Here is a 21707-nt window from a genome sequence, read left to right on the forward strand (position 1 = left end):
TTTGACTGCTGACTGACTCATATCAGCTTTGTTATATACCTTGATCCATTCTAGAATGGATCAGGTTTCTTGATACCGCCCGGTGCTGCTGGGCGGTATCAAACCTAAAAACTCAGGATTTGGTTAAGGAGGGTTGCTCCTTGTTGGACGTTAACAATTTCGAATATATGAAAATCGGGCTTGCTTCCCCCGAAAAGATTCGTTCTTGGTCCCGCGGAGAAGTCAAAAAACCGGAGACGATTAACTATCGTACGCTTAAACCGGAAAAAGAAGGACTATTTTGCGAGAAAATTTTCGGACCTACGAAAGACTGGGAATGTCATTGCGGTAAGTACAAACGTGTACGCTATAAAGGTGTTGTCTGTGACCGTTGTGGAGTAGAAGTTACTCGCGCTAAGGTTCGCCGTGAGCGTATGGGCCATATTGAGTTGGCTGCTCCCGTATCGCACATTTGGTACTTTAAAGGCATTCCAAGTCGTATGGGTCTTGCTCTTGATATGTCTCCAAGATCTCTGGAAGAGATCATTTACTTCGCATCTTATGTTGTAACCGATCCAGGAGATACGCCTTTGGAGAAAAAGCAACTCCTGTCCGAGAAAGAATACCGTAGCTATCGTGAGAAATACGGCTATGGCTTCCAGGCAGGTATGGGTGCTGAAGCGGTTAAAAAGCTTCTTCAAGATTTGGACATAGACAAAGAGTTGGAATTCTTGAAAGAAGAGCTGCGTACAGCTCAAGGACAACGTCGTAACCGTGCAATCAAACGCCTTGAAGTTATTGAGGCATTCCGTAACTCCGGCAACCAACCGGATTGGATGATCATGGACGTACTTCCTGTTATTCCTCCTGAGCTTCGTCCAATGGTACAGTTGGATGGTGGTCGTTTTGCTACCTCTGACCTTAACGACTTGTATCGTCGTGTTATTAACCGTAATAACCGTCTGAAACGTCTGTTAGATTTAGGTGCGCCAGATATTATCGTACAAAATGAAAAACGGATGTTGCAGGAAGCTGTTGACGCCTTGATTGATAATGGTCGTCGTGGTCGTCCTGTTACAGGTCCAGGTAACCGTCCTTTGAAATCCCTCAGCCACATGCTGAAAGGTAAACAAGGACGTTTCCGTCAGAACTTGCTCGGAAAACGTGTTGACTACTCTGGTCGTTCCGTTATCGTTGTAGGTCCGTACTTGAAAATGTATCAATGCGGTTTGCCGAAAGAAATGGCACTTGAACTGTTCAAACCTTTTGTTATGAAAGAACTAGTGAACAAAGGTTTGGCGCACAATATCAAGAGCGCGAAGCGTAAAGTAGAACGTGTGAGTGCAGAAGTATGGGATGTGCTGGAAGAAGTAATCAAGGAGCATCCAGTTCTTTTGAACCGTGCCCCTACGTTGCATAGACTCGGTATCCAGGCGTTCGAACCGATTTTGGTTGAGGGTCGTGCGATTCGTCTGCATCCGCTCGTATGTACTGCATATAATGCCGACTTTGACGGTGACCAAATGGCTGTTCACGTTCCGTTGTCTGCGGAAGCTCAAGCTGAAGCTCGTTTGCTTATGCTAGCATCCGGCAACATTTTGAATCCGAAAGACGGCAAGCCAGTTGTTACACCTTCTCAGGATATGGTTCTTGGTTCTTTCTATCTGACTATGGATAACAAAGAAGAAGAAGGAAGCAATATGATCCTTCGCAACATGAATGAAGCTATATCGGCCTACCAACGCGGTACAGCTGGCCTTCATGCTCGTGTAGCTATTCCGGTTAAAGCTTTGAATAAAACGAGCTTTACGGAAAAACAACAGGAAGCGATGTTGATCACAACGGTTGGTAAAATTATCTTTAATGAAATTTTCCCGGCAAGCTTCCCGTACATCAATGATGCGACCCGTGCGAACTTGCTTTATGGTACTGCGGAGGAGTTCTTTGTTTACGAGAAGGGTGTAAATCTTACAGAAGCCATTCAAAACGCTCCGCAAGCTAACGGGGTAGGCAAGGATTACCTTGGTAATATCATTGCCCGTTGTTTTGAGACTTACCATACAACAGAAACAGCTGTAATTCTGGATAAAATCAAGCAGCTTGGCTTTACGTATTCCACTCGTGCAGGGGTAACCGTTGCTGTATCGGACGTAATCGTGCCGGTGGAAAAACAAGAGATTCTTAAGGGATCTGAGGACAAAGCGCAAGTTGTGACGAATCAGTATCGTCGTGGTCTGATTACGAATGAAGAACGCTATGACCGGATTATCGACATTTGGTCTAAAGCAAAAGATGATATTACCGAAGTATTGATGAAGTCCATGGATCGCTACAACTCTATCATGATGATGGTGGACTCCAAAGCGCGGGGTAACAAATCACAGATTACTCAGCTCGGCGGTATGCGTGGTCTGATGGCCAATCCATCCGGACGTATTATCGAACTCCCAATCAAATCAAATTTCCGTGAAGGTCTGACAGTACTCGAGTACTTCATCTCCACTCACGGAGCGCGTAAAGGTTTGGCGGATACAGCCCTCCGTACGGCTGACTCCGGTTACCTGACTCGTCGTCTCGTAGATGTGGCACAGGATGTTATCGTGCGCGAAGAAGACTGCGGAACGGATAAAGGCTTCACAGTAAGTCGTATCCAGGACGGTAAAGAAGTGATTGAGGATCTCTATGACCGTCTGGAAGGTCGCTATTGCTTTGAAACGGTACGTCATCCTGAGACTGGCGAGATTTTGGCTAGACGTAACGAACTGATTGACTCCGACAAAGCTGAAGCGATTGTTAAAGCCGGTGTACACAAAGTTCAGATTCGTTCTGTACTAAGTTGCCGTGCTAAACATGGCGTCTGCAAGAAATGCTACGGTCGCAATCTGGCTACTGGTAAACACGTTGAGATTGGTGAAGCAGTTGGTATTATCGCTGCACAATCCATTGGTGAGCCAGGAACACAGCTTACTATGCGTACGTTCCACACAGGCGGCGTAGCGGGTGACGATATTACACAAGGTTTGCCTCGTATCCAGGAGCTTTTTGAAGCACGTAATCCTAAAGGTCAGGCAACTATTAGTGAAATTGACGGTACAGTTAAAGAAGTTCGTGAAGGTAAAGACCGCCGTGAGATTGACATTCAGGGTGAAGCCGAAACGAAAACATATTCAGTAACGTATGGTTCCCGCCTGCGCGTAAGCGAAGGTATGACTGTTGAAGCTGGGGACGAACTGACGGATGGTTCAATTGATCCTAAAGAAATGCTGCGTATTAAAGGTATTCGCGGGGTACAGAACTATATCCTTCAGGAAGTTCAACGCGTATACCGGAACCAGGGCGTGGAAATCAACGACAAGCACGTAGAAGTTATGATTCGTCAAATGTTGCGTAAAATCCGTATCATTGATGCGGGTGACACGATCTTACTTCCAGGCTCCTTTGTTGATGTCCATGAGTATGAAAATGCAAACAAGATAGCGATTCTCAGCGGTCAGGAACCAGCGGTAGCTAAGCCGGTACTGCTCGGTATTACCAAGGCCTCTCTGGAAACTGACTCCTTCTTGTCAGCAGCATCCTTCCAGGAAACTACTCGTGTCCTGACTGATGCAGCTATTAAAGGCAAGGTCGATCAGTTGCTTGGACTGAAGGAGAACGTAATTATTGGTAAATTGATTCCTGCGGGAACAGGTATGAACCGTTACCGTAGTGTGAAATTTGCCCAACCGGAAGAGGGAGAGTCTCCATCTGAGGAGCTCGAACCTATTTCGGCCGAGTAATATAAAAATAGTATGATTGCCGGAACACCGTAGACATAAGCTTTGCATAAAAGCTACAGCAGACGGTGCTCCGGTGTTTTTCAAAAAAGAATCGTACTATTCTGTTTAAATGAATTATAGTTTATAATTGTCTTGACATTACTTATAGTCAATGCTAATATAGCAAAGGTGCGTGAGCAGCCTATATGCTATTGGGTCTTTTCGGAGGAATGAGATATGTCTAAAGAACAGGGACTGCAAGATGCTCATGTCAAAATCGGTACCAAACAAACCATTCGTATGGTAGAATTGGGCTTTGCCTCAGAAGTATATGTGGCAGAAGACGCAGATCAGCGTCTCACTTCCAACATCATTGCTTTGTGCAACAAGCAAGGAGTCAAAGTGACTCTCGTAGACACAATGAAAAATCTCGGAGCTGCATGTGGGATTGAAGTGGGAGCCGCAATGGCTGCTATCGTAAAACAATAGGGTAAGGAACGTTTTTGTCTAAGGAATTGTTATTCTTGGCGGCAAAGACTTTTCATTTGTTCTTTTATGAACCGCCTGGGTCTGTGGGCTTAGATAAGGTTTGTAAAGTAACAGCAAAAATTGAGGAAGGGGGTGGCAACCAACATGCCAACTATTAACCAACTGGTTCGTAAAGGACGTCAAGCCAAAATCGAGAAATCGAAATCACCGGCTTTGCAAAAAGGTTTTAATGCCTTGAAACGTGAAGCTACCGACATCAGTGCCCCGCAAAAACGCGGAGTGTGCACTCGTGTAGGTACTATGACTCCGAAAAAACCAAACTCCGCACTTCGTAAATATGCTCGTGTTCGCTTGACGAACCGTGTAGAGGTGACTGCTTACATTCCAGGTATTGGACATAACCTTCAAGAACACAGCGTAGTGCTGATTCGCGGCGGTCGTGTAAAAGACCTTCCGGGTGTACGTTACCATATCGTTCGCGGTGCTTTGGATACTGCAGGCGTAAACAACCGCATGCAAGCTCGTTCCAAATACGGCGCAAAACGCCCTAAAGCTAAAAAATCCTAATGAGATATAAACCGCGTATGTCGGTTTAACATGTAAGAAAGGGGGATATCCATGCCACGCAAAGGTCCAGTTACCAAAAGAGACGTGTTGCCAGATCCGGTATACAACAGCAAGTTGGTTACCCGCTTGATCAACCGCATCATGCTCGACGGAAAACGAGGCGTTGCTCAAAGCATTCTGTACAATGCGTTCAAGCTTATCCAAGAACGTACGGGGAATGACCCGATGGAAGTTTTTGAAGCAGCTATCAAGAATATCATGCCAGTCCTGGAAGTTAAAGCACGCCGTGTCGGCGGTGCCAACTACCAAGTACCAATCGAGGTGAAACCAGAAAGACGTACGTCCCTGGGATTACGTTGGCTCGTAAACTACTCCCGCAACCGCGGTGAGAAAACCATGGAAGAGCGTTTGGCGGCTGAAATTATCGATGCTTCCAACAACACAGGCGCTTCCGTGAAAAAACGTGAAGACACGCACAAAATGGCTGAAGCGAACAAAGCGTTTGCTCACTATCGTTGGTAGGATTCAGCTCAAAAAAATAACTTCAATTTTGAAGGGAGACCCATTTCATGGCAAGAGAGTTCTCCTTGAAAAATACACGTAATATCGGGATCATGGCTCATATTGACGCGGGTAAAACCACAACAACAGAGCGGATCTTGTTCTACACAGGCCGTACGCACAAAATCGGTGAAGTTCACGAAGGCGCTGCGACAATGGACTGGATGGAACAAGAACAAGAGCGCGGAATCACGATTACTTCCGCTGCGACGACCGCTGCCTGGAAAGGTCACCGCGTCAATATCATCGACACCCCGGGGCACGTTGACTTCACTGTTGAAGTTGAACGTTCCCTTCGTGTATTGGACGGAGCAGTTGGTGTTTTCAGTGCGAAAGAAGGCGTTGAGCCTCAGTCTGAAACCGTATGGAGACAGGCTGATCGCTACGGCGTTCCACGGATCGCATATGTAAACAAAATGGATATCATTGGTGCCGACTTCTTGAATGTTGTCTCCGACATGCGTGATCGCCTTCAAGCGAACGCAGTTGCGATTCAATTGCCAATCGGCGCAGAAAATGATTTTACTGGTATTATCGATATCGTTGAACAAAAAGCTCATATGTACAAAGATGATCTTGGTCAAGATATCGAAGAAGTAGAAATTCCTGCGGAATTCAAAGATCAGGTTGAAGAACTCCGTAATGAATTGATCGAGAAGGTTGCTGAACTGGACGAAGAATTGACAATGAAATACCTGGAAGGCGAAGAAATTTCGGTTGCCGAAATTAAAGCCGCTCTCCGTAAAGGTGTTGTAGAAGTTAAAATCTTCCCAGTTATCTGTGGATCTTCTTACCGCAATAAAGGTGTTCAGCTGATGTTGGATGCTGTTCTCGACTATTTGCCGGCTCCTACTGACGTGCCAAGTATTCAAGGGCATTTGGAAGACGGTACGGAAGTTGAACGTCACTCTTCCGATGAAGAGCCATTCTCCGCTTTGGCCTTCAAAATCATGACGGACCCTTACGTTGGTAAGTTGACATTTTTCCGCGTATACTCCGGTGTTCTTCAATCCGGTTCTTACGTATTGAATGCAACAAAGGGTAAACGCGAACGTATCGGACGTATTCTTCAAATGCATGCGAACAGTCGTCAAGAAATCACTGTAGTTTACTCTGGTGATATTGCGGCTGCCGTAGGTTTGAAAGATACAGGTACAGGTGATACACTGTGTGATGAGAAGAATCCTGTTATTCTCGAGTCCATGAACTTCCCTGATCCGGTTATCGAAATCGCGGTTGAGCCTAAAACCAAAGCTGACCAAGATAAAATGTCTGTGGCTCTCGGTAAGTTGACTGAAGAGGATCCAACTCTTCGCGCTCATACTAACGAAGAAACAGGTCAAACCATCTTGGCGGGTATGGGTGAGCTTCACTTGGACATCATCATTGACCGTATGCGTCGTGAGTTCAAGGTAGAAACGAATGTGGGTAAACCACAGGTTGCTTACCGTGAAACGTTCCGTGCTCCAGCACGTGTCGAAGGTAAATTCGTTCGTCAGTCCGGTGGTCGTGGTCAATATGGTCACGTATGGGTTGAGTTCGAACCACTCGAGCCAGGTACTGGTAGTCAATTCGAAAGTAAGGTAGTCGGCGGCTCTGTTCCTAGAGAGTACATCGCTCCTGCTCTTGCTGGTATTGAGGAACAAATGAAAAACGGCGTTATCGCAGGCTTCCCGCTTGTGGACGTTAAAGCTACAATCGTGGACGGATCATACCATGATGTCGATTCCAATGAAATGGCATTTAAAATTGCCGGATCAATGGCGCTGAAAGCAGCGAAAGACAAATGTAAACCAGTATTGCTTGAGCCGATTATGAAAGTTGAAGTAACGGTTCCTGAGGAATACATGGGTGACGTAATGGGTATGTTGAACTCCCGTCGTGGTCGGATTGAAGGTATGGATTCCCGTAGTGGAGCTCAAATCATTCGTGCGAAGGTGCCTTTGTCCGAAATGTTCGGATACTCGACTACACTTCGTTCCGGTACACAAGGACGCGGCGTGTTCTCTATGGAACTTTCTCATTATGAAGAAGTGCCGAAGAGCATTGCTGAAGAGATCGTTGCCAAAACCAAAGGCGGCGAGTAATACAATGTATCAGCTGACCGGTACACTTAAGGTTTTACCAAAAGGGTATCCGGCAGCCTAAAATAAAACAAGTTATTGAGGAGGAATTGTTCAAATGGCAAAGGCTAAGTTTGAACGTAACAAACCGCACGTTAATATCGGTACTATTGGTCACGTCGATCATGGTAAAACTACTTTGACTGCTGCAATCACAACTGTATTGTCCAAAACTTACGGTGGTGCTGCTGTAGCATTCGATCAAATCGATAAAGCTCCAGAAGAGCGCGAACGCGGTATCACAATCTCCACTGCACACGTGGAATATGAAACACCTAACCGTCACTATGCACACGTTGACTGCCCAGGTCACGCCGACTATGTTAAAAACATGATCACTGGCGCTGCACAAATGGACGGAGCGATTCTGGTTGTTTCCGCAGCTGACGGCCCAATGCCGCAAACTCGCGAGCACATCCTGTTGTCCCGCCAAGTTGGTGTTCCTTACATCGTTGTATTCCTGAACAAATGCGACATGGTTGAAGACGAAGAGTTGCTGGAATTGGTTGAAATGGAAGTTCGTGATTTGCTGAGCGAATATGACTTCCCAGGTGACGACACTCCAATCATTCGCGGTTCAGCTCGTGAAGCTCTGCAAAACCCAGAGGGCGACTATGCTAAGAAAATCGTTGAAATGTTCGAAACAATCGACACTTACATCCCGACTCCAGAACGCGATACTGACAAGCCTTTCTTGATGCCTGTCGAGGACGTATTCTCCATCACTGGTCGTGGTACAGTTGCTACAGGCCGTGTAGAGCGTGGTACAGTTAAAGTGGGCGACGAAATCGAAATCATCGGTATTCAAGAAGAATCCCGTAAATCCGTAGTAACAGGCGTAGAAATGTTCCGTAAATTGCTTGACTCTGCTCAAGCTGGCGATAACATCGGCGCATTGCTTCGTGGTGTAGATCGTGCACAAATCGAGCGTGGCCAAGTATTGGCTAAACCAGGTTCTGTTAAACCTCATACAGAATTCTCTGCTCAAATCTACGTTTTGACTAAAGAAGAGGGTGGACGTCACAAACCTTTCTTCACTGGTTACCGTCCACAGTTCTACTTCCGTACAACTGACGTAACTGGTATCATTACTTTGCCAGAAGGTTCCGAAATGGTAATGCCTGGTGACAACATCACGGTTACTGTTCAACTGATCAACCCGATCGCTATCGAAGAAGGAACTAAGTTCTCTATTCGTGAAGGCGGACGTACAGTTGGCGCTGGTGCCGTAGCAACAATCTCCAAATAAGAAGGCTTTAGCCTTTAAATAGAGCAACAGTGTACTGGAACGAGTAACATTGTATTGGAACGAAGCTAAACGAGCCCCTGCCCTGGTGCGGGGGCTTTTCTCTTGAGAAAATCGCGAGCTGCGATCGCAATTGTATCTTTTGAAAATAAGATGCATTGTTTTTTCGTTTTTGCTTGCAATAGGCAGAACTATTCGATATAATAACTAATGTTGTTTGTGACTGTGCGATGATGTGAGAGGTTACTGACACACCCGGCCCCTTTGCCATGGGAGGGCTGTCGGAAAATTTTCACGGAGTATGTCCGATACCAAATTGGGCGATAGAAGGAGGGACTAAAATGGCAAAGCAAAAAATTCGTATTCGTTTGAAAGCTTACGATCATAGAATTCTTGATCAATCCGCTGAGAAAATTGTTGAAACAGCTAAACGTTCGGGCGCAGGTGTATCCGGGCCAATTCCGCTGCCAACTGAAAAACAAATCATTACTATTCTCCGTGCGGTACACAAGTACAAGGATTCCCGGGAGCAGTTCGAAATGCGCACACACAAGCGTTTGATCGACATTGTTAACCCGACTCCACAAACTGTGGATGCCTTGATGCGCTTGGACCTGCCGTCCGGTGTAGATATCGAAATTAAATTGTAATATGTAATTAGGAAAAGAAATGAGGTGTCAACATGAAAGGTATCTTAGGAAAAAAACTCGGAATGACTCAAGTGTTTACCCCTGAAGGTAACGTACTTGCTGTTACGGTTATCGAAGCAGGTCCTTGTGTTGTTCTGCAAAAGAAAGATCTGGAAAACGATGGATACGAAGCTATCCAACTCGGTTTCTCTGATAAAAAAGAAAAAAGATCCAACAAACCTGAAGCAGGACATGCGAAAAAAGCAAATACTGCACCTAAGCGCTACGTTCGTGAACTTCGTGGCATCGACCTTGCTGCGTACGAGGTTGGCCAAGAACTGAAGGCTGATGTCTTCACAGAAGGCGAGTTCGTTGACGTAACAGGTATTTCTAAAGGTAAAGGTTTTGCCGGCGTTATCAAACGTTGGGGACAAAGCCGCGGACCAATGGCACACGGCTCGCGTTACCACAGAGGTCCAGGTTCTATGGGTTCCATTCAAGCTAACCGCGTTCCTAAAGGTAAACACCTTCCAGGACACATGGGGCATGAAACGGTAACGATCCAACGTCTTGAAGTTGTTAAGATCGATACAGAACGTAATGTGTTGCTCGTGAAAGGTTCCATTCCAGGACCTAAAAATAGCTTCGTTAAAGTATTAGAAACGGTGAAAAAATAAACAACTGAAGAAAGGAGGAACACGAAATGCCAAAAGTAGCACTATTTAATATTAGCGGCAGCCAAGTTGGTGAAATTGAATTGAATGACGCAGTGTTCGGTATCGAGCCGAATAAGCACGTTCTTCATGACGCTGTTGTTATGCAATTGGCTTCCCTGCGTCAAGGTACTCACAAAGTAAAAGGACGTTCTGAAGTACGTGGTGGCGGACGTAAACCTTGGAAACAAAAAGGTACTGGCCGCGCTCGTCAAGGTTCGATCCGTGCGCCGCAATGGGTTGGTGGCGGTACTGTATTCGGTCCCACTCCACGCAGCTATGCTTACAAATTGCCTAAAAAGGTTCGTCGTCTGGCGATCAAATCGGCGTTGTCATCCAAAGTGATTGAGAATGAAATTATCGTATTGGACGCTCTTACACTGAACGGACCTAAAACGAAAGAATTCGCAGCCATTTTGAATAACCTTAAAGCTGATCGTAAAGCATTGATCGTAGCTCCTAGCTATGATGATAATGTAGCACTGTCCGCTCGTAATATTCCTGGTGTGAAGTTTGTAGCCGCAGACGGCATTAATGTTCTTGATGTGCTCGGACACGACAAACTGATCATTACGAAGGAAGCAGTTCAGAAGGTAGAGGAGGTGCTCGCGTAATGAAGGATCCTCGTGATATTATCAAACGTCCGGTTATCACCGAACGTACGGCTGGTATGATGAATGACTTGAAATACGTTTTCGAGGTTGACATTCGTTCTAACAAAGTCGAAGTTAAAAAAGCAATCGAAGCCATTTTTAACGTGAAAGTAAGTAACGTAAATACGCTTCGTGTTCCTGCAAAACCAAAACGCTACGGACGTCATTCCGGCTATACGAGCGAGTGGAAGAAAGCGTTCGTAACGCTGAGCAAAGACAGTAAGCCGCTTGAGTTTTTTGAAACGGTATAATTGAAACTGTAAAGTAAGGAGGGAAACTCAGTGCCAATTAAAAAGTATAAACCAACGTCCCCGGCCAGACGTGCTATGTCTGTATCTACTTTCGAGGAGATTACAACTAATCAGCCCGAGAAATCGTTGCTGGCACCTCTGAGCAAGCAAGCTGGACGCAATAACCAAGGTAAAATTACAGTTCGTCATCAAGGCGGCGGACACAAACGTAAATACCGTATTATTGACTTCAAACGTAACAAAGATGGAATACCGGGCCGCGTTGCTACGATCGAATATGATCCAAACCGTACGTCCAACATCGCACTTATCCACTATGTGGATGGTGAAAAACGTTACATCATCGCTCCTAAAGGTCTGAAAGTAGGAGACGAAGTGGTATCCGGTGCAGGTTCCGATATCAAAATCGGTAACTCCTTGCCATTGGAAAACATTCCAGTAGGTACGGTTATCCACAACATCGAATTGAAACCGGGTAAAGGTGGCCAACTTGTTCGCGCTGCTGGTACGGAAGCCCAACTTCTTGGTAAAGAAGAAAAGTATGTTACAATTCGTTTGACTTCTGGTGAAGTTCGCCGCATTCTGAAAGTTTGCCGCGCTACAATCGGTTCTGTAGGTAACGAAGACCACGAACTGGTGAAAATCGGTAAAGCCGGTCGTAGTCGCTGGTTGGGACAACGTCCTGAAGTTCGCGGTGTTGTAATGAACCCTAACGATCACCCACACGGTGGTGGTGAAGGTCGCGCTCCAATCGGACGTAAATCTCCAATGTCTCCATGGGGTAAACCAACCCTTGGTTACAAGACACGTAAAAAAGGTAAAGCATCTGATAAGTACATCGTTCGTCGTCGTACTAAGTAATAAAACGTGCGCTTAAGTCGCACGTTAACATATTAAGGAACGACTACGTTTTAACGAAGGGAGGATTCATAAATGGGTCGCAGTCTCAAAAAAGGACCATTCATTGATGGTTACCTGTTGAAAAAAGTAGAGGTTTTGAACGAGTCGGACAAAAAAGTGGTAATCAAAACTTGGTCCCGTCGCTCTACGATTTTCCCGCAATTTATCGGACATACGTTTGGTGTATACGATGGCCGTAAACACGTGCCAGTATACGTAACGGAAGATATGGTCGGACACAAATTGGGCGAATTTGCTCCAACACGTACGTACAAAGGCCATACGGATGACGATAAGAAAACAAGAAGATAATCAACACAGCGTAGTGTTTGAGAGGAGGTAAACTCAATGGAAGCAAAAGCACATGCTAAGTCCGTACGGATTTCTGCTCGCAAAGTGAAACTTGTTATCGATTTGATTCGCGGTAAGCAGGTTGGTGAGGCGATCGCAATTCTTCGTCACACTCCAAAGTCCGCTTCTCCAGTCGTTGAGAAATTGTTGAATTCTGCGATTGCAAATGCAGATCACAACTACTCTTTGGACGTAAATAAATTGGTAGTATCTCAGGTTTTTGTAAACCAAGGTCCTACAATGAAACGATTCCGCCCGCGTGCAATGGGTCGTGCAAGCCGCATCAACAAACGCACCAGTCATATTACTCTGGTGGTATCTGAAAAATAAGGAGGGAAAACGTGTGGGCCAAAAGGTAAATCCCGTCGGACTCCGAATCGGTATTATCCGTGATTGGGAATCCAAATGGTATGCAGGCAAAGATTTCGGTGATCTTTTGCTGGAAGACGTTAGAATTCGTGAACATCTGAAAAAAAGATTGAAAGACTCCGCTGTATCCCGTGTTGAAATCGAGAGAGCAGCTAACCGTGTCAACGTAACGATTCACACTGCGAAACCAGGTATGGTTATCGGTAAGGGTGGTTCCGAAGTTGAAAATCTGCGTAATGAAATTACTAAAATCGCAGGCGGTAAAAAGGTACACATCAATATTTCTGAAATTAAAAATCCTGAACTGGACGCAATTCTGGTTGCTGAAAGCATTGCACAACAATTGGAACGTCGTGTTTCTTTCCGTCGTGCTTTGAAACAAGCGATTCAAAGAACTATGCGTTCCGGAGCAAAAGGAATTAAAACTCAAGTAGGCGGACGTCTTGGCGGTGCCGAAATCGCTCGTTCCGAAGGGTACAGCGAAGGAACTGTTCCACTGCATACACTTCGTGCTGACATTGACTATGGTACAGCGGAAGCTCATACTACTTACGGTCGTCTTGGCGTAAAAGTATGGATCTATCGTGGAGAGGTTCTTCCTCCAGCTAAGAAACAAGCTCCTCAGGAAGGAGGCAACTAATCATGTTGGTACCAAAACGCGTAAAACATCGTAAACAACAACGTGGTCATATGAAGGGTCGTGCAAAAGGCGGTACTACACTGAACTTTGGTGAGTACGGTTTGCAAGCTACTGAACCTGCATGGATTACTAACCGTCAAATCGAAGCTGCTCGTATTGCGATGACTCGTTACATCAAACGTGGTGGTAAGGTTTGGATTAAAATTTTCCCTGACAAACCAATTACTCAGAAGCCTCTTGAGGTTCGTATGGGTAGTGGTAAAGGTAACGTAGAAAAATGGGTTGCAGTAGTGAAACCAGGCAAGATTATGTTTGAACTTGCTGGTGTTCCGGAAGAGATTGCTCGTGAAGCAATGCGTCTTGCCGCTCACAAACTGCCAATCAAAACTAAGTTTGTGAAACGTGAAGAATTGGGTGGTGAAGCAAATGAAGGCTAGTGAATTCCGCAACCTAACCACTGCTGAAATCGAACAAAAGATCTCCGGCTTTAAAGAAGAACTTTTCAACCTTCGTTTTCAACTCGCTACCGGTCAGCTTGATAACCCGACTCGGATCGGCGCTGTGCGTAAGGAAATTGCTCGTGCTAAAACTGTGATCCGTGAAAGAGAACTTGGGATTAGCTAAGATATCAGACCGGGTGGGAAATCCGCCTGTAATTAGGAAGGAGGCCAACAATGAGCGAACGTAATGCCCGTAAAGTATTAGTCGGTAAAGTAGTCAGCGACAAAATGGATAAAACGATTGTGATTGCTGTAGAAACTTACAAAAAACATGATCTCTACCATAAACGCATTAAAGTAACTAAGAAATTCAAAGCTCATGATGAAAACAACACTGCACAAATCGGTGATACTGTTAAAATCATGGAAACTCGCCCTTTGTCCAAAGACAAAAACTGGAGACTGGTCGAAATCGTTGAAAAAGCTGTTATAATCTAATGTAGTGTAGTTTTTCCGAAAGGAGGATAAATAAATGATTCAACCATTTACACGTTTGACTGTAGCTGACAATTCCGGCGCGAAGGAACTGATGTGTATCCGTGTGCTCGGTGGTACGGGACGTCGTACAGCTCAAATTGGTGACCTGATCGTTTGTTCCGTAAAACAAGCAACACCAGGCGGCGTTGTCAAAAAGGGTGATGTAGTAAGAGCGGTTGTTGTTCGTACTAAACGTTCTATCCGCCGTAAAGACGGTTCCTACATCGGATTTGACGAGAACGCAGCAGTGGTCGTTAAAGAAGACAAGAGCCCACGTGGTACTCGTATTTTCGGACCAGTTGCTCGCGAACTTCGTGACAAGGACTTCATGAAAATCGTTTCCTTGGCTCCGGAAGTGATCTAAACTCACCTTAAAATGTGCCCGTAGGAGGTGTACGAAATGCCAAAAGTGAAAAAAGTTCTGGAATCCCATAACAACAAGCTGCACGTCAAAAAAGACGACACTGTTCTGGTGATTACAGGTAAAGATAAAGGTAAAAAAGGTCGCGTTATCGCTGCTTACCCTCGTCAAAACCGTGTGCTTGTGGAAGGTGTTAACATGATTAAAAAACACCAAAAGCCTAATCAGCTGAATCCACAAGGCGGCATCATCGAGAAAGAAGCTCCGATTCACGTTTCCAACGTTATGCACATTGATCCGAAGAGCGGAAAAGTAACCCGTGTTGGTTACAAAGTTTTGGACAACGGAAAAAAAGTGCGCATTGCAAAACGTTCTGGCGAAGTGATCGACTAATTATTTTTTGAAGAAAGGAGGTATATGATTCATGGCTACAACAAGAATGAAAGAACGTTTCTTGAAAGAAATCACTCCTGCCTTGATGCAGAAGTTCAACTATACAACAGTGATGCAAGTGCCTAAAATCGAGAAAGTTGTAATCAACATGGGTGTTGGCGACGCAGTCCAAAACTCCAAAGTACTTGATTCAGCTCTCAACGACATGCAGCTAATTGCTGGTCAAAAACCAGTAATCACTCGCGCAAAAAAATCTATTGCAGGTTTTAAATTGCGTGAAAACATGCCGATCGGTGTAAAGGTAACACTTCGTGGCGAGCGTATGTATTATTTCTTGGACAAATTGTTCAACATTACTCTTCCTCGCGTACGTGACTTCCATGGTGTATCGACAAAAGCTTTCGACGGACGTGGTAACTACACACTTGGTCTGAAAGAACAGTTGATCTTCCCGGAAATCGAGTATGATCAAGTTGATAAAGTTCGTGGTATGGACATCGTTATCGTAACGACTGCCAAAACTGACGAAGAGTCCCGTGAGCTTCTGACTCAGCTGGGCATGCCTTTCGCAAAATAATGTTGGCATAACGTTTCGGGCGTCTGATTTTAAAGACACCCTGTTCTCCGAAACTATTTAGGAGGTGTCAGGCTAAGTGGCAAAAACTTCAATGAAAGTCAAACAACAACGCGCACCAAAGTTTAAAGTTCGTGCTTACACTCGTTGCGAGCGTTGTGGTCGTCCACATTCGGTACTGCAAAAGTTTAAGATCTGCAGAATTTGCTTCCGTGAATTAGCTTATAAAGGCCAGATTCCTGGCGTGAAAAAAGCAAGCTGGTAAAAAGTCCTGTTTGGGAAGGAGGTTTATACACAATGACTATGTCTGATCCAATTGCAGATATGCTTACTCGTATTCGTAACGCGAACACAGTTCGTCACGAAACAGTAGAAATGCCTGCATCTACAATGAAAAAACAAATCGCCGACATCCTGAAACGTGAAGGATTCATTCGTGATGCGGAATTTGTTGAAGATAGCAAACAAGGGATCATCCGTATTTTCTTGAAATACGGTGCGAACAACGAGCGTGTTATTACAGGTTTGAAAAGAATCAGTAAACCAGGTCTTCGCGTTTACACGAAGAGCAATGAGATTCCACGCGTACTGGGTGGACTCGGGATCGCAATCATTTCAACATCCAAAGGTATCATGACCGACAAAGAAGCACGTCAGTCTAAAGCCGGCGGAGAAGTTGTTTGCTACGTTTGGTAAGATAACGTTTAAAAGATAGGAGGTGCAACAGATATGTCCCGTATTGGTCGTAAACCAATCACAGTACCAAGTGGTGTTGACGTGACTTTGAACAACACAGCGATCACAGTTAAAGGTCCTAAAGGAACATTGACTCGTGAGCTTCATAAAGACATGTCCGTTACTGTGGAAAACAATGAAATTAATGTAGTTCGTCCTTCGGACAACAAACTTCACCGCTCTTTGCATGGAACAACCCGCAGCGTTGTCAACAACATGGTAAGTGGTGTAACTGAAGGGTTTTCAAAATCTCTGGAGCTGGTTGGGGTCGGATATCGTGCAAGCAAATCCGGAGATAAAATCGTTTTGAACGTTGGATACTCTCACCCGGTTGAAATCACACCGGAAGCGGGCATCGAATTCGAAGTTCCTTCGAACACTAAAATTATCGTTCGCGGAATTGATAAAGAGCGTGTAGGTGCCTACGCTGCTAAAATCCGTTCCGTTCGTGAACCTGAACCGTACAAAGGTAAAGGGATTAAATACGAAGGCGAGCGCATCATTCGTAAAGAAGGTAAAGCCGGTAAGAAGAAATAAGTTTCTTACCGACTTTGTGCGGTCTTTCTGCTGGAAAGACTTCGTACTTCTTTTTTACCCAGTGCGTCTTAGTATAAAGTTTTAAAAGGCAAACTGAAGGGAGTGAAAACTTGAGATGATTACAAAACAAGATAAAAATAAAGCACGTGTCAGAAGACATCTGCGTGTACGTAAGAAAATCGAAGGTACGGCTGTACGTCCTCGTTTGAACGTATTCCGCTCTTCCAAGCATATCTACGCACAACTGATTGATGATGTAGCTGGTGTAACATTGGTATCTGCATCCACTATGGATAAAGAACTGAGCAGCGAAATCAAAAACGGCGGTAGTGTAGAAGCAGCTCGTAAAGTTGGCGAACTCGTTGCTAAACGTGCGAAAGAAAAAGGTCATGCTAACATCGTATTTGACCGTGGTGGATACTTGTATCATGGACGGATTCAAGCTTTGGCTGATGCAGCTCGCGAAGCAGGCCTTGAATTCTAAGACATTTCTCAAAAGGAGGTTAACGACTTGCGTGTAGATCCGAATACTTTGGAACTGACTGAAAGAGTAGTAAATATTAATCGTGTAGCTAAAGTTGTCAAAGGCGGACGCCGTTTCAGCTTCAGTGCTCTGGTAGTAGTGGGCGACGGCAACGGCTGGGTAGGCGCTGGAATCGGTAAAGCTGGCGAAGTACCTGATGCAATTCGCAAAGGTATTGAAGATGCTAAGAAAAACCTGGTTCACGTTCCACTCGTAGGAACAACAATTCCTCACCTTGTTACAGGTAAGTTCGGTGCTGGCCGGGTTCTGTTGAAACCGGCATCGGAAGGTACTGGAGTTATCGCTGGTGGTCCGGTTCGTGCTGTACTGGAACTTGCTGGTGTAGGTGATATCTTGACAAAATCTTTGGGTTCTTCGAATTCCATGAATATGGTCAATGCGACTTTGGAAGGTTTGTCCCGCTTGAAACGCGCTGAAGAAGTTGCAAAATTGCGCGGCAAATCCATCGAAGAGCTGCTGGGCTAAGGAGGGAATATCATGGCGAAATTAGAAATTACCCTCGTTCGTTCGTTGATCGGCCGTCCTGGTAATCAGAGAACGACTGTTAAAACGCTCGGCTTGCGTAAAATCAACCATAAAGTAGTTCAACCCGACAATGCAGCTATTCGCGGGATGATTAATCAAGTTAGCCATTTGGTTTCTGTTAAAGAAATTGAGGCTTAAGAAATAAAGTATTTTAACAATAATCAAGGAGGTGCAACGAACGATGAAGTTACATGAACTTTCCCCAGCTCCAGGGTCCCGCAAAGAACGTAAACGTTTGGGTCGTGGTCCTAGTAGCGGTACGGGTAAAACTTCTGGTCGTGGTCATAAAGGTCAAAACGCTCGTTCCGGCGGTGGTGTACGTCCGGGCTTCGAGGGTGGTCAAAACCCACTGTATCGTCGCTTGCCTAAACGCGGTTTCGTAAATCCTACTCGTAAAGAGTATGCGGTTTTGAATATCGAAGATTTGAACAGTTTTGCAGCGGGTACTGAAGTAAGCCCTGAGTTTTTGCTGAACAATGGCATTGTGAAAAACGCCAAATCCGGAATTAAAATTCTGGGTAACGGTGAAATCACTGTGAAGTTGACAGTTAAAGCGAACAAGTTCTCTCAATCTGCGGTAGAGAAAATTGAAGCTGCCGGCGGTAAAACCGAGGTGATCTAATGTTCAAGACCCTGAAAAATATATGGCGGGTTGAGGATCTTAGAACCCGAATCCTGTTTACCCTGTTTATACTCTTTGTATATCGTATTGGCTCCTTCGTGCCGGTTCCCGGCGTGAACAAGCAAGTCTTTACTTCTCAGGATCAGGCAGGAAGCGAGTTGTTTGGACTCCTTAACACCTTCTCAGGGGGCGCATTGTATCAGTTTTCGATCTTCGCCCTCGGGATTATGCCATATATTACAGCGTCCATCATTGTACAGTTGCTGTCAATGGACGTGATTCCGAAACTTGCGGAATGGGCTAAACAAGGAGAGCATGGTAAAAAGAAGTTGGCTCAAATTACGCGTTATGGTACGGTAATACTTGGCCTGATTCAAGCATTCGGAACGTCGATTGGCTTTAATCGACTGTACGGTGCAGCGATGATTCCAGGAGCCACTTTTGCAGATTATCTGGTCATTGCCATTGTGCTTACAGCAGGAACTACGTTCCTTATGTGGCTCGGTGAGCAAATTACCGAAAAGGGAATCGGCAACGGTATCTCTATTGTTATCTTCGCAGGGATTGCGGCGGGTATTCCAAGACATATTCGGACGGTTGTAGAATCTCAGTTTATTCAGGCAGATCAGCTGTTTATGAATATTCTGAAGGCAATTATAATTGCCCTGGTGATTGTTCTGATTATTGTTGGTGTTATCTACATCCAGCAAGGTATTCGGAAAATCCCGGTACAATACGCGAAACGTGTAGTTGGCAACAAAATGTACGGTGGCCAGAATACGCATATTCCGATGAAAATTAATGCGGCAGGCGTTATTCCGGTAATCTTTGCGGTATCATTGCTGCAATTCCCGACAATTATTGCGAGTTTCTGGGCAGATCACGCTTGGGCTAAGTGGATTACCACTTACTTGTATTATGACAAGCCGCTGGGCATGGTTTTGTATGTCGTAATGATTATCGGTTTCACATTCTTCTATACCTTTGTACAGATGAATCCGCAGCAAATGGCCGACAACATGAAGAAAAACGGCGGTTATATTCCGGGAATTCGCCCGGGTAAAGCCACGGAGAAATACTTGACACGAGTAATGTCACGTTTGACAATGACAGGAGCTTTGTTTCTGGCAGTCATATCCGTTTTGCCGGTATTCTTCGGTTCGCTTTCGGGCTTGCCTCGTTCCGTGCAAATTGGCGGTACTTCATTGCTCATCATCATTGGTGTAGCATTGGATACAATGAAGCAAATCGAAAGCCAACTGATCAAACGCCATTACAAAGGCTTCATCAACAAATAGGCAATAGGTACCGGCTTAGGATGTTCGCATGCTTACCGGCACCTTTTGTGCTGTTTCTTGTGTAGGGGTCGTCTTGAGGAGTGACAGATTGTGAATATTTTGATCATGGGCCCTCCGGGGGCTGGTAAAGGTACACAAGCAGATGTCATTGTGAAGGAATTCGGCATTCCTCATATCTCGACAGGTGATGCTTTTCGCCTAGCGATGAAACAGGGAACACCTATTGGCATTAAAGCTAAAGAATATATCGACAAGGGTGAACTTGTTCCGGATGACGTAACAATCGGTATCGTTGAAGAACGGCTACAACAGCCAGATTGCAAGAAAGGGTTCTTGCTGGACGGTTTTCCAAGAACTTTGGCTCAAGCTGAAGCCTTGGATCAAATTTTGGGTCGTTTGAATACGAAGCTAGATGACGTCATCAACCTGAAAGTGGATAGTGACAACTTGTTGGCACGAATCACTGGACGGAGGGTTTGTAAAAGCTGCGGAACTAGCTATCATATTGTCTTTAATCCTCCTAAGGTTGAAGGCATTTGCGATAAAGACGGTGGGGAACTCTATCAGCGTCCTGACGATAATGAAGATAGCGTAAGAACACGACTTGACGAATATAGTAATAAAACAGCACCACTCCTCACGTTTTATGAGAACCAGAATCTTCTGCGTCATATTGACGGAGAACAGGATATTGATGTGGTTTCCCAAAATATCGTGTCCTTGTTGCGGGGTTAGCTGTAATGATCATTTGCAAGTCGGGGACGGAATCAAGCTTTATGAGGAAAGCTAAGAGAATAGATACGGAAACGGATCATCTCTTGGCAGGACACATCGAGCCCGGTATTACGACCGGTGAACTTGATCATTTAGCTGATCGGTATATTCGCAGTCAGGGAGCTGTGCCGTCTTTTAAAGGTTATAACGGTTTTCCTGCTAGCATTTGCGCTTCAGTCAACGAACAACTGGTGCACGGATTTCCCGGCAAACGCAAGTTAAACAAAGGCGATATCATCGCGAAAACTCGCCAGTTTACAATGTCGCATGCCATTCGGCAATATATTGAGAATCCAAACCGTGGTATTCCTGAGCAGGGGCCGAGGCTGAAAACCGGCATTGGGCTGGCTATTGAATCAATGATTCAGATAGGTTCTCACCATGTAGGGACGCTGGAAGACAACTGGACGGTCGTTACGATGAACGTAACCTCATGTGCTCATAACGAGCAAGCGGTGACGTGCGAAACGGGCGGCATGGACATTTTCACGAAACTGAGTGCGTAGGTGATTGGAATGATTCAGCAAGGAAACCTGCAAATCGGTCAGCTGGTGAAGATTCTGAAAGGCAGAGGTGCCGGACAGATTGCGGTTGTCGTTTCAGTAGCAGATAGCAGGTTTGTATATATTGCGGATGGGGATAAACGAAAGTTTGATCAAGCGAAGAAGAAAAATGTTCTTCATTTGGTGCCTCAGCCAAAGATTAGTAGCGAGATTGTAAACAGTTTAAACGAAAGCGGTCGGGTGACGAATGGAAAGCTGCGCCATGCAGTGAAAACTTTCCTGGACTCGTCCGAATACCAAGCTGAAGAGAAAGGAGACTGACTTTGGCCAAAGAAGATGTCATTGAGGTTGAAGGTACGGTAATCGAGCCACTGCCGAACGCTACGTTCAAGGTAGAGCTGGAGAACGGTCATCAAATTCTTGCTCATGTTTCCGGAAAGCTGCGGATGCACTTTATCCGTATTTTGACAGGCGACAAGGTGGTTGTACAGTTATCGCCTTACGATTTAACCAAAGGCCGTATAACGTACCGCAAGTAATTCATGCAGGTTTTTATTAAACTTATGTCATTTAAAAAACTTGTTTTGCTCGGCAAAACGATGTGAATGTTCACGAAGCGAGTTTTACCAGGGTAAAGC

At 45.2% G+C, this 21707-nt stretch carries 32 protein-coding genes; all 32 read left to right on the top strand.

Translation table 11 applies throughout. The features are described 5' to 3' along the window. Positions 1-140 precede the first annotated feature (140 nt). The 32 genes from rpoC (at position 141) to infA (ending at position 21608) form a co-directional block, all read left to right on the top strand. Positions 141-3755, top strand: coding sequence for a DNA-directed RNA polymerase subunit beta' (rpoC, locus tag ACQW03_RS14475; protein WP_441950294.1), 3615 nt, complete (start codon positions 141-143; stop codon positions 3753-3755). A 216-nt stretch (positions 3756-3971) separates the two neighbouring features. Further along, on the top strand, positions 3972-4223 hold the full coding sequence (locus ACQW03_RS14480) for a ribosomal L7Ae/L30e/S12e/Gadd45 family protein (protein WP_007432588.1): 252 nt from the start codon (positions 3972-3974) through the stop codon (positions 4221-4223). A gap of 144 nt (positions 4224-4367) precedes the next feature. Next, on the top strand, positions 4368-4790 hold the full coding sequence (gene rpsL / locus ACQW03_RS14485; protein WP_007432587.1) for a 30S ribosomal protein S12: 423 nt from the start codon (positions 4368-4370) through the stop codon (positions 4788-4790). Between the two features lie 51 nt (positions 4791-4841). Beyond that, positions 4842-5312: a 30S ribosomal protein S7 gene (rpsG, locus tag ACQW03_RS14490; RefSeq protein ID WP_007432586.1), complete on the top strand. Its 471-nt coding sequence runs from the start codon at positions 4842-4844 to the stop codon at positions 5310-5312. A 47-nt stretch (positions 5313-5359) separates the two neighbouring features. Beyond that, positions 5360-7438: an elongation factor G gene (fusA, locus tag ACQW03_RS14495; protein ID WP_071643178.1), complete on the top strand. Its 2079-nt coding sequence runs from the start codon at positions 5360-5362 to the stop codon at positions 7436-7438. Positions 7439-7532: 94 nt separating this feature from the next. Next, positions 7533-8723, top strand: coding sequence for an elongation factor Tu (gene tuf, locus ACQW03_RS14500; protein WP_028542619.1), 1191 nt, complete (start codon positions 7533-7535; stop codon positions 8721-8723). A gap of 338 nt (positions 8724-9061) precedes the next feature. Continuing rightward, entirely contained in the window at positions 9062-9370 is a 309-nt protein-coding gene (gene rpsJ, locus ACQW03_RS14505; RefSeq protein ID WP_005544556.1) for a 30S ribosomal protein S10, read from the top strand. A gap of 32 nt (positions 9371-9402) precedes the next feature. After that, positions 9403-10026: a 50S ribosomal protein L3 gene (gene rplC / locus ACQW03_RS14510; RefSeq protein ID WP_013312161.1), complete on the top strand. Its 624-nt coding sequence runs from the start codon at positions 9403-9405 to the stop codon at positions 10024-10026. Positions 10027-10052: 26 nt separating this feature from the next. After that, positions 10053-10676 (top strand): 50S ribosomal protein L4, encoded by a 624-nt coding sequence (gene rplD / locus ACQW03_RS14515; RefSeq protein ID WP_013312160.1) that lies wholly within the window; start codon positions 10053-10055, stop codon positions 10674-10676. After that, positions 10676-10966: a 50S ribosomal protein L23 gene (gene rplW, locus ACQW03_RS14520; protein ID WP_013312159.1), complete on the top strand. Its 291-nt coding sequence runs from the start codon at positions 10676-10678 to the stop codon at positions 10964-10966. Before rplD ends, rplW begins: the two co-directional genes overlap by 1 nt. Positions 10967-10996: 30 nt before the next feature. Next, entirely contained in the window at positions 10997-11827 is an 831-nt protein-coding gene (gene rplB, locus ACQW03_RS14525; protein ID WP_013312158.1) for a 50S ribosomal protein L2, read from the top strand. A gap of 72 nt (positions 11828-11899) precedes the next feature. Continuing rightward, entirely contained in the window at positions 11900-12178 is a 279-nt protein-coding gene (gene rpsS / locus ACQW03_RS14530) for a 30S ribosomal protein S19 (RefSeq protein WP_007432579.1), read from the top strand. Between the two features lie 36 nt (positions 12179-12214). Next, positions 12215-12547, top strand: coding sequence for a 50S ribosomal protein L22 (rplV, locus tag ACQW03_RS14535; RefSeq protein ID WP_013312157.1), 333 nt, complete (start codon positions 12215-12217; stop codon positions 12545-12547). A gap of 13 nt (positions 12548-12560) precedes the next feature. Continuing rightward, positions 12561-13226, top strand: coding sequence for a 30S ribosomal protein S3 (gene rpsC, locus ACQW03_RS14540; protein ID WP_013312156.1), 666 nt, complete (start codon positions 12561-12563; stop codon positions 13224-13226). 2 nt (positions 13227-13228) lie between these two features. Beyond that, positions 13229-13663, top strand: coding sequence for a 50S ribosomal protein L16 (gene rplP, locus ACQW03_RS14545; RefSeq protein WP_007432576.1), 435 nt, complete (start codon positions 13229-13231; stop codon positions 13661-13663). Further along, positions 13653-13850 carry a 50S ribosomal protein L29 gene (rpmC, locus tag ACQW03_RS14550; protein WP_007432575.1) on the top strand — a complete coding sequence of 66 codons (198 nt, stop codon included), beginning with the start codon at positions 13653-13655 and terminating at the stop codon, positions 13848-13850. Before rplP ends, rpmC begins: the two co-directional genes overlap by 11 nt. A gap of 50 nt (positions 13851-13900) precedes the next feature. Continuing rightward, the gene (rpsQ, locus tag ACQW03_RS14555) at positions 13901-14164 is read left to right on the top strand and encodes a 30S ribosomal protein S17 (RefSeq protein WP_007432574.1); all 264 of its coding nucleotides are present in this window, start codon (positions 13901-13903) and stop codon (positions 14162-14164) included. A gap of 34 nt (positions 14165-14198) precedes the next feature. Then, positions 14199-14567, top strand: coding sequence for a 50S ribosomal protein L14 (gene rplN / locus ACQW03_RS14560; RefSeq protein WP_007432573.1), 369 nt, complete (start codon positions 14199-14201; stop codon positions 14565-14567). A 36-nt stretch (positions 14568-14603) separates the two neighbouring features. After that, complete coding sequence (gene rplX, locus ACQW03_RS14565) at positions 14604-14957, top strand: 50S ribosomal protein L24 (protein ID WP_013312155.1); 354 nt, start codon at positions 14604-14606, stop codon at positions 14955-14957. Positions 14958-14988: 31 nt separating this feature from the next. After that, positions 14989-15534: a 50S ribosomal protein L5 gene (gene rplE, locus ACQW03_RS14570; protein WP_007432571.1), complete on the top strand. Its 546-nt coding sequence runs from the start codon at positions 14989-14991 to the stop codon at positions 15532-15534. Positions 15535-15610: 76 nt separating this feature from the next. Then, positions 15611-15796, top strand: coding sequence for a type Z 30S ribosomal protein S14 (locus tag ACQW03_RS14575; RefSeq protein WP_010348808.1), 186 nt, complete (start codon positions 15611-15613; stop codon positions 15794-15796). A gap of 32 nt (positions 15797-15828) precedes the next feature. Continuing rightward, positions 15829-16227 carry a 30S ribosomal protein S8 gene (rpsH, locus tag ACQW03_RS14580; RefSeq protein WP_007432570.1) on the top strand — a complete coding sequence of 133 codons (399 nt, stop codon included), beginning with the start codon at positions 15829-15831 and terminating at the stop codon, positions 16225-16227. A 33-nt stretch (positions 16228-16260) separates the two neighbouring features. Continuing rightward, positions 16261-16803 carry a 50S ribosomal protein L6 gene (rplF, locus tag ACQW03_RS14585; protein ID WP_013312152.1) on the top strand — a complete coding sequence of 181 codons (543 nt, stop codon included), beginning with the start codon at positions 16261-16263 and terminating at the stop codon, positions 16801-16803. Between the two features lie 115 nt (positions 16804-16918). Next, positions 16919-17287, top strand: a complete 369-nt coding sequence (rplR, locus tag ACQW03_RS14590) for a 50S ribosomal protein L18 (RefSeq protein ID WP_007432568.1) — start codon at positions 16919-16921, stop codon at positions 17285-17287. 27 nt (positions 17288-17314) lie between these two features. After that, positions 17315-17812 (top strand): 30S ribosomal protein S5, encoded by a 498-nt coding sequence (gene rpsE / locus ACQW03_RS14595; protein WP_013312151.1) that lies wholly within the window; start codon positions 17315-17317, stop codon positions 17810-17812. Positions 17813-17824: 12 nt separating this feature from the next. Further along, complete coding sequence (gene rpmD, locus ACQW03_RS14600) at positions 17825-18010, top strand: 50S ribosomal protein L30 (protein WP_013312150.1); 186 nt, start codon at positions 17825-17827, stop codon at positions 18008-18010. Positions 18011-18053: 43 nt separating this feature from the next. Then, on the top strand, positions 18054-18494 hold the full coding sequence (rplO, locus tag ACQW03_RS14605) for a 50S ribosomal protein L15 (protein ID WP_013312149.1): 441 nt from the start codon (positions 18054-18056) through the stop codon (positions 18492-18494). Beyond that, a complete protein-coding gene (gene secY / locus ACQW03_RS14610) occupies positions 18494-19792 on the top strand; it encodes a preprotein translocase subunit SecY (RefSeq protein ID WP_061831397.1) in 1299 nt (432 codons plus the stop codon). Before rplO ends, secY begins: the two co-directional genes overlap by 1 nt. A 90-nt stretch (positions 19793-19882) precedes the next feature. After that, a complete protein-coding gene (locus ACQW03_RS14615; protein WP_013312147.1) occupies positions 19883-20527 on the top strand; it encodes an adenylate kinase in 645 nt (214 codons plus the stop codon). Between the two features lie 5 nt (positions 20528-20532). Continuing rightward, positions 20533-21072 (top strand): M24 family metallopeptidase, encoded by a 540-nt coding sequence (locus ACQW03_RS14620; protein ID WP_049827765.1) that lies wholly within the window; start codon positions 20533-20535, stop codon positions 21070-21072. A 9-nt stretch (positions 21073-21081) separates the two neighbouring features. Next, positions 21082-21390, top strand: coding sequence for a KOW domain-containing RNA-binding protein (locus tag ACQW03_RS14625; RefSeq protein ID WP_013312145.1), 309 nt, complete (start codon positions 21082-21084; stop codon positions 21388-21390). A 2-nt stretch (positions 21391-21392) separates the two neighbouring features. Continuing rightward, positions 21393-21608: a translation initiation factor IF-1 gene (gene infA / locus ACQW03_RS14630; protein ID WP_006212898.1), complete on the top strand. Its 216-nt coding sequence runs from the start codon at positions 21393-21395 to the stop codon at positions 21606-21608. Positions 21609-21707: the final 99 nt, after the last annotated feature.

It is taken from the genome of Paenibacillus sp. DRB1-1 (genome assembly GCF_052119485.1).
GTDB classification, from domain to species: Bacteria; Bacillota; Bacilli; order Paenibacillales; family Paenibacillaceae; genus Paenibacillus; species Paenibacillus polymyxa_B.

Coding starts and splice junctions, on each gene's coding strand:
- rplO (WP_013312149.1), top strand. CDS start 18,054: ATGAAGTTACATGAACTTTCCCCAGCTCCAGGGTCCCGCAAAGAACGT.
- rplN (WP_007432573.1), top strand. CDS start 14,199: ATGATTCAACCATTTACACGTTTGACTGTAGCTGACAATTCCGGCGCG.
- rplW (WP_013312159.1), top strand. CDS start 10,676: ATGAAGGATCCTCGTGATATTATCAAACGTCCGGTTATCACCGAACGT.
- rplP (WP_007432576.1), top strand. CDS start 13,229: ATGTTGGTACCAAAACGCGTAAAACATCGTAAACAACAACGTGGTCAT.
- rpsG (WP_007432586.1), top strand. CDS start 4,842: ATGCCACGCAAAGGTCCAGTTACCAAAAGAGACGTGTTGCCAGATCCG.
- fusA (WP_071643178.1), top strand. CDS start 5,360: ATGGCAAGAGAGTTCTCCTTGAAAAATACACGTAATATCGGGATCATG.
- rplV (WP_013312157.1), top strand. CDS start 12,215: ATGGAAGCAAAAGCACATGCTAAGTCCGTACGGATTTCTGCTCGCAAA.
- rpmC (WP_007432575.1), top strand. CDS start 13,653: ATGAAGGCTAGTGAATTCCGCAACCTAACCACTGCTGAAATCGAACAA.
- rplD (WP_013312160.1), top strand. CDS start 10,053: ATGCCAAAAGTAGCACTATTTAATATTAGCGGCAGCCAAGTTGGTGAA.
- rpsL (WP_007432587.1), top strand. CDS start 4,368: ATGCCAACTATTAACCAACTGGTTCGTAAAGGACGTCAAGCCAAAATC.
- rpsH (WP_007432570.1), top strand. CDS start 15,829: ATGACTATGTCTGATCCAATTGCAGATATGCTTACTCGTATTCGTAAC.
- rplR (WP_007432568.1), top strand. CDS start 16,919: ATGATTACAAAACAAGATAAAAATAAAGCACGTGTCAGAAGACATCTG.
- rplE (WP_007432571.1), top strand. CDS start 14,989: ATGGCTACAACAAGAATGAAAGAACGTTTCTTGAAAGAAATCACTCCT.
- ACQW03_RS14480 (WP_007432588.1), top strand. CDS start 3,972: ATGTCTAAAGAACAGGGACTGCAAGATGCTCATGTCAAAATCGGTACC.
- rpmD (WP_013312150.1), top strand. CDS start 17,825: ATGGCGAAATTAGAAATTACCCTCGTTCGTTCGTTGATCGGCCGTCCT.
- rplX (WP_013312155.1), top strand. CDS start 14,604: ATGCCAAAAGTGAAAAAAGTTCTGGAATCCCATAACAACAAGCTGCAC.
- ACQW03_RS14620 (WP_049827765.1), top strand. CDS start 20,533: ATGATCATTTGCAAGTCGGGGACGGAATCAAGCTTTATGAGGAAAGCT.
- ACQW03_RS14625 (WP_013312145.1), top strand. CDS start 21,082: ATGATTCAGCAAGGAAACCTGCAAATCGGTCAGCTGGTGAAGATTCTG.
- secY (WP_061831397.1), top strand. CDS start 18,494: ATGTTCAAGACCCTGAAAAATATATGGCGGGTTGAGGATCTTAGAACC.
- tuf (WP_028542619.1), top strand. CDS start 7,533: ATGGCAAAGGCTAAGTTTGAACGTAACAAACCGCACGTTAATATCGGT.
- rplC (WP_013312161.1), top strand. CDS start 9,403: ATGAAAGGTATCTTAGGAAAAAAACTCGGAATGACTCAAGTGTTTACC.
- rpsQ (WP_007432574.1), top strand. CDS start 13,901: ATGAGCGAACGTAATGCCCGTAAAGTATTAGTCGGTAAAGTAGTCAGC.
- rplF (WP_013312152.1), top strand. CDS start 16,261: ATGTCCCGTATTGGTCGTAAACCAATCACAGTACCAAGTGGTGTTGAC.
- rpsS (WP_007432579.1), top strand. CDS start 11,900: ATGGGTCGCAGTCTCAAAAAAGGACCATTCATTGATGGTTACCTGTTG.
- rpsJ (WP_005544556.1), top strand. CDS start 9,062: ATGGCAAAGCAAAAAATTCGTATTCGTTTGAAAGCTTACGATCATAGA.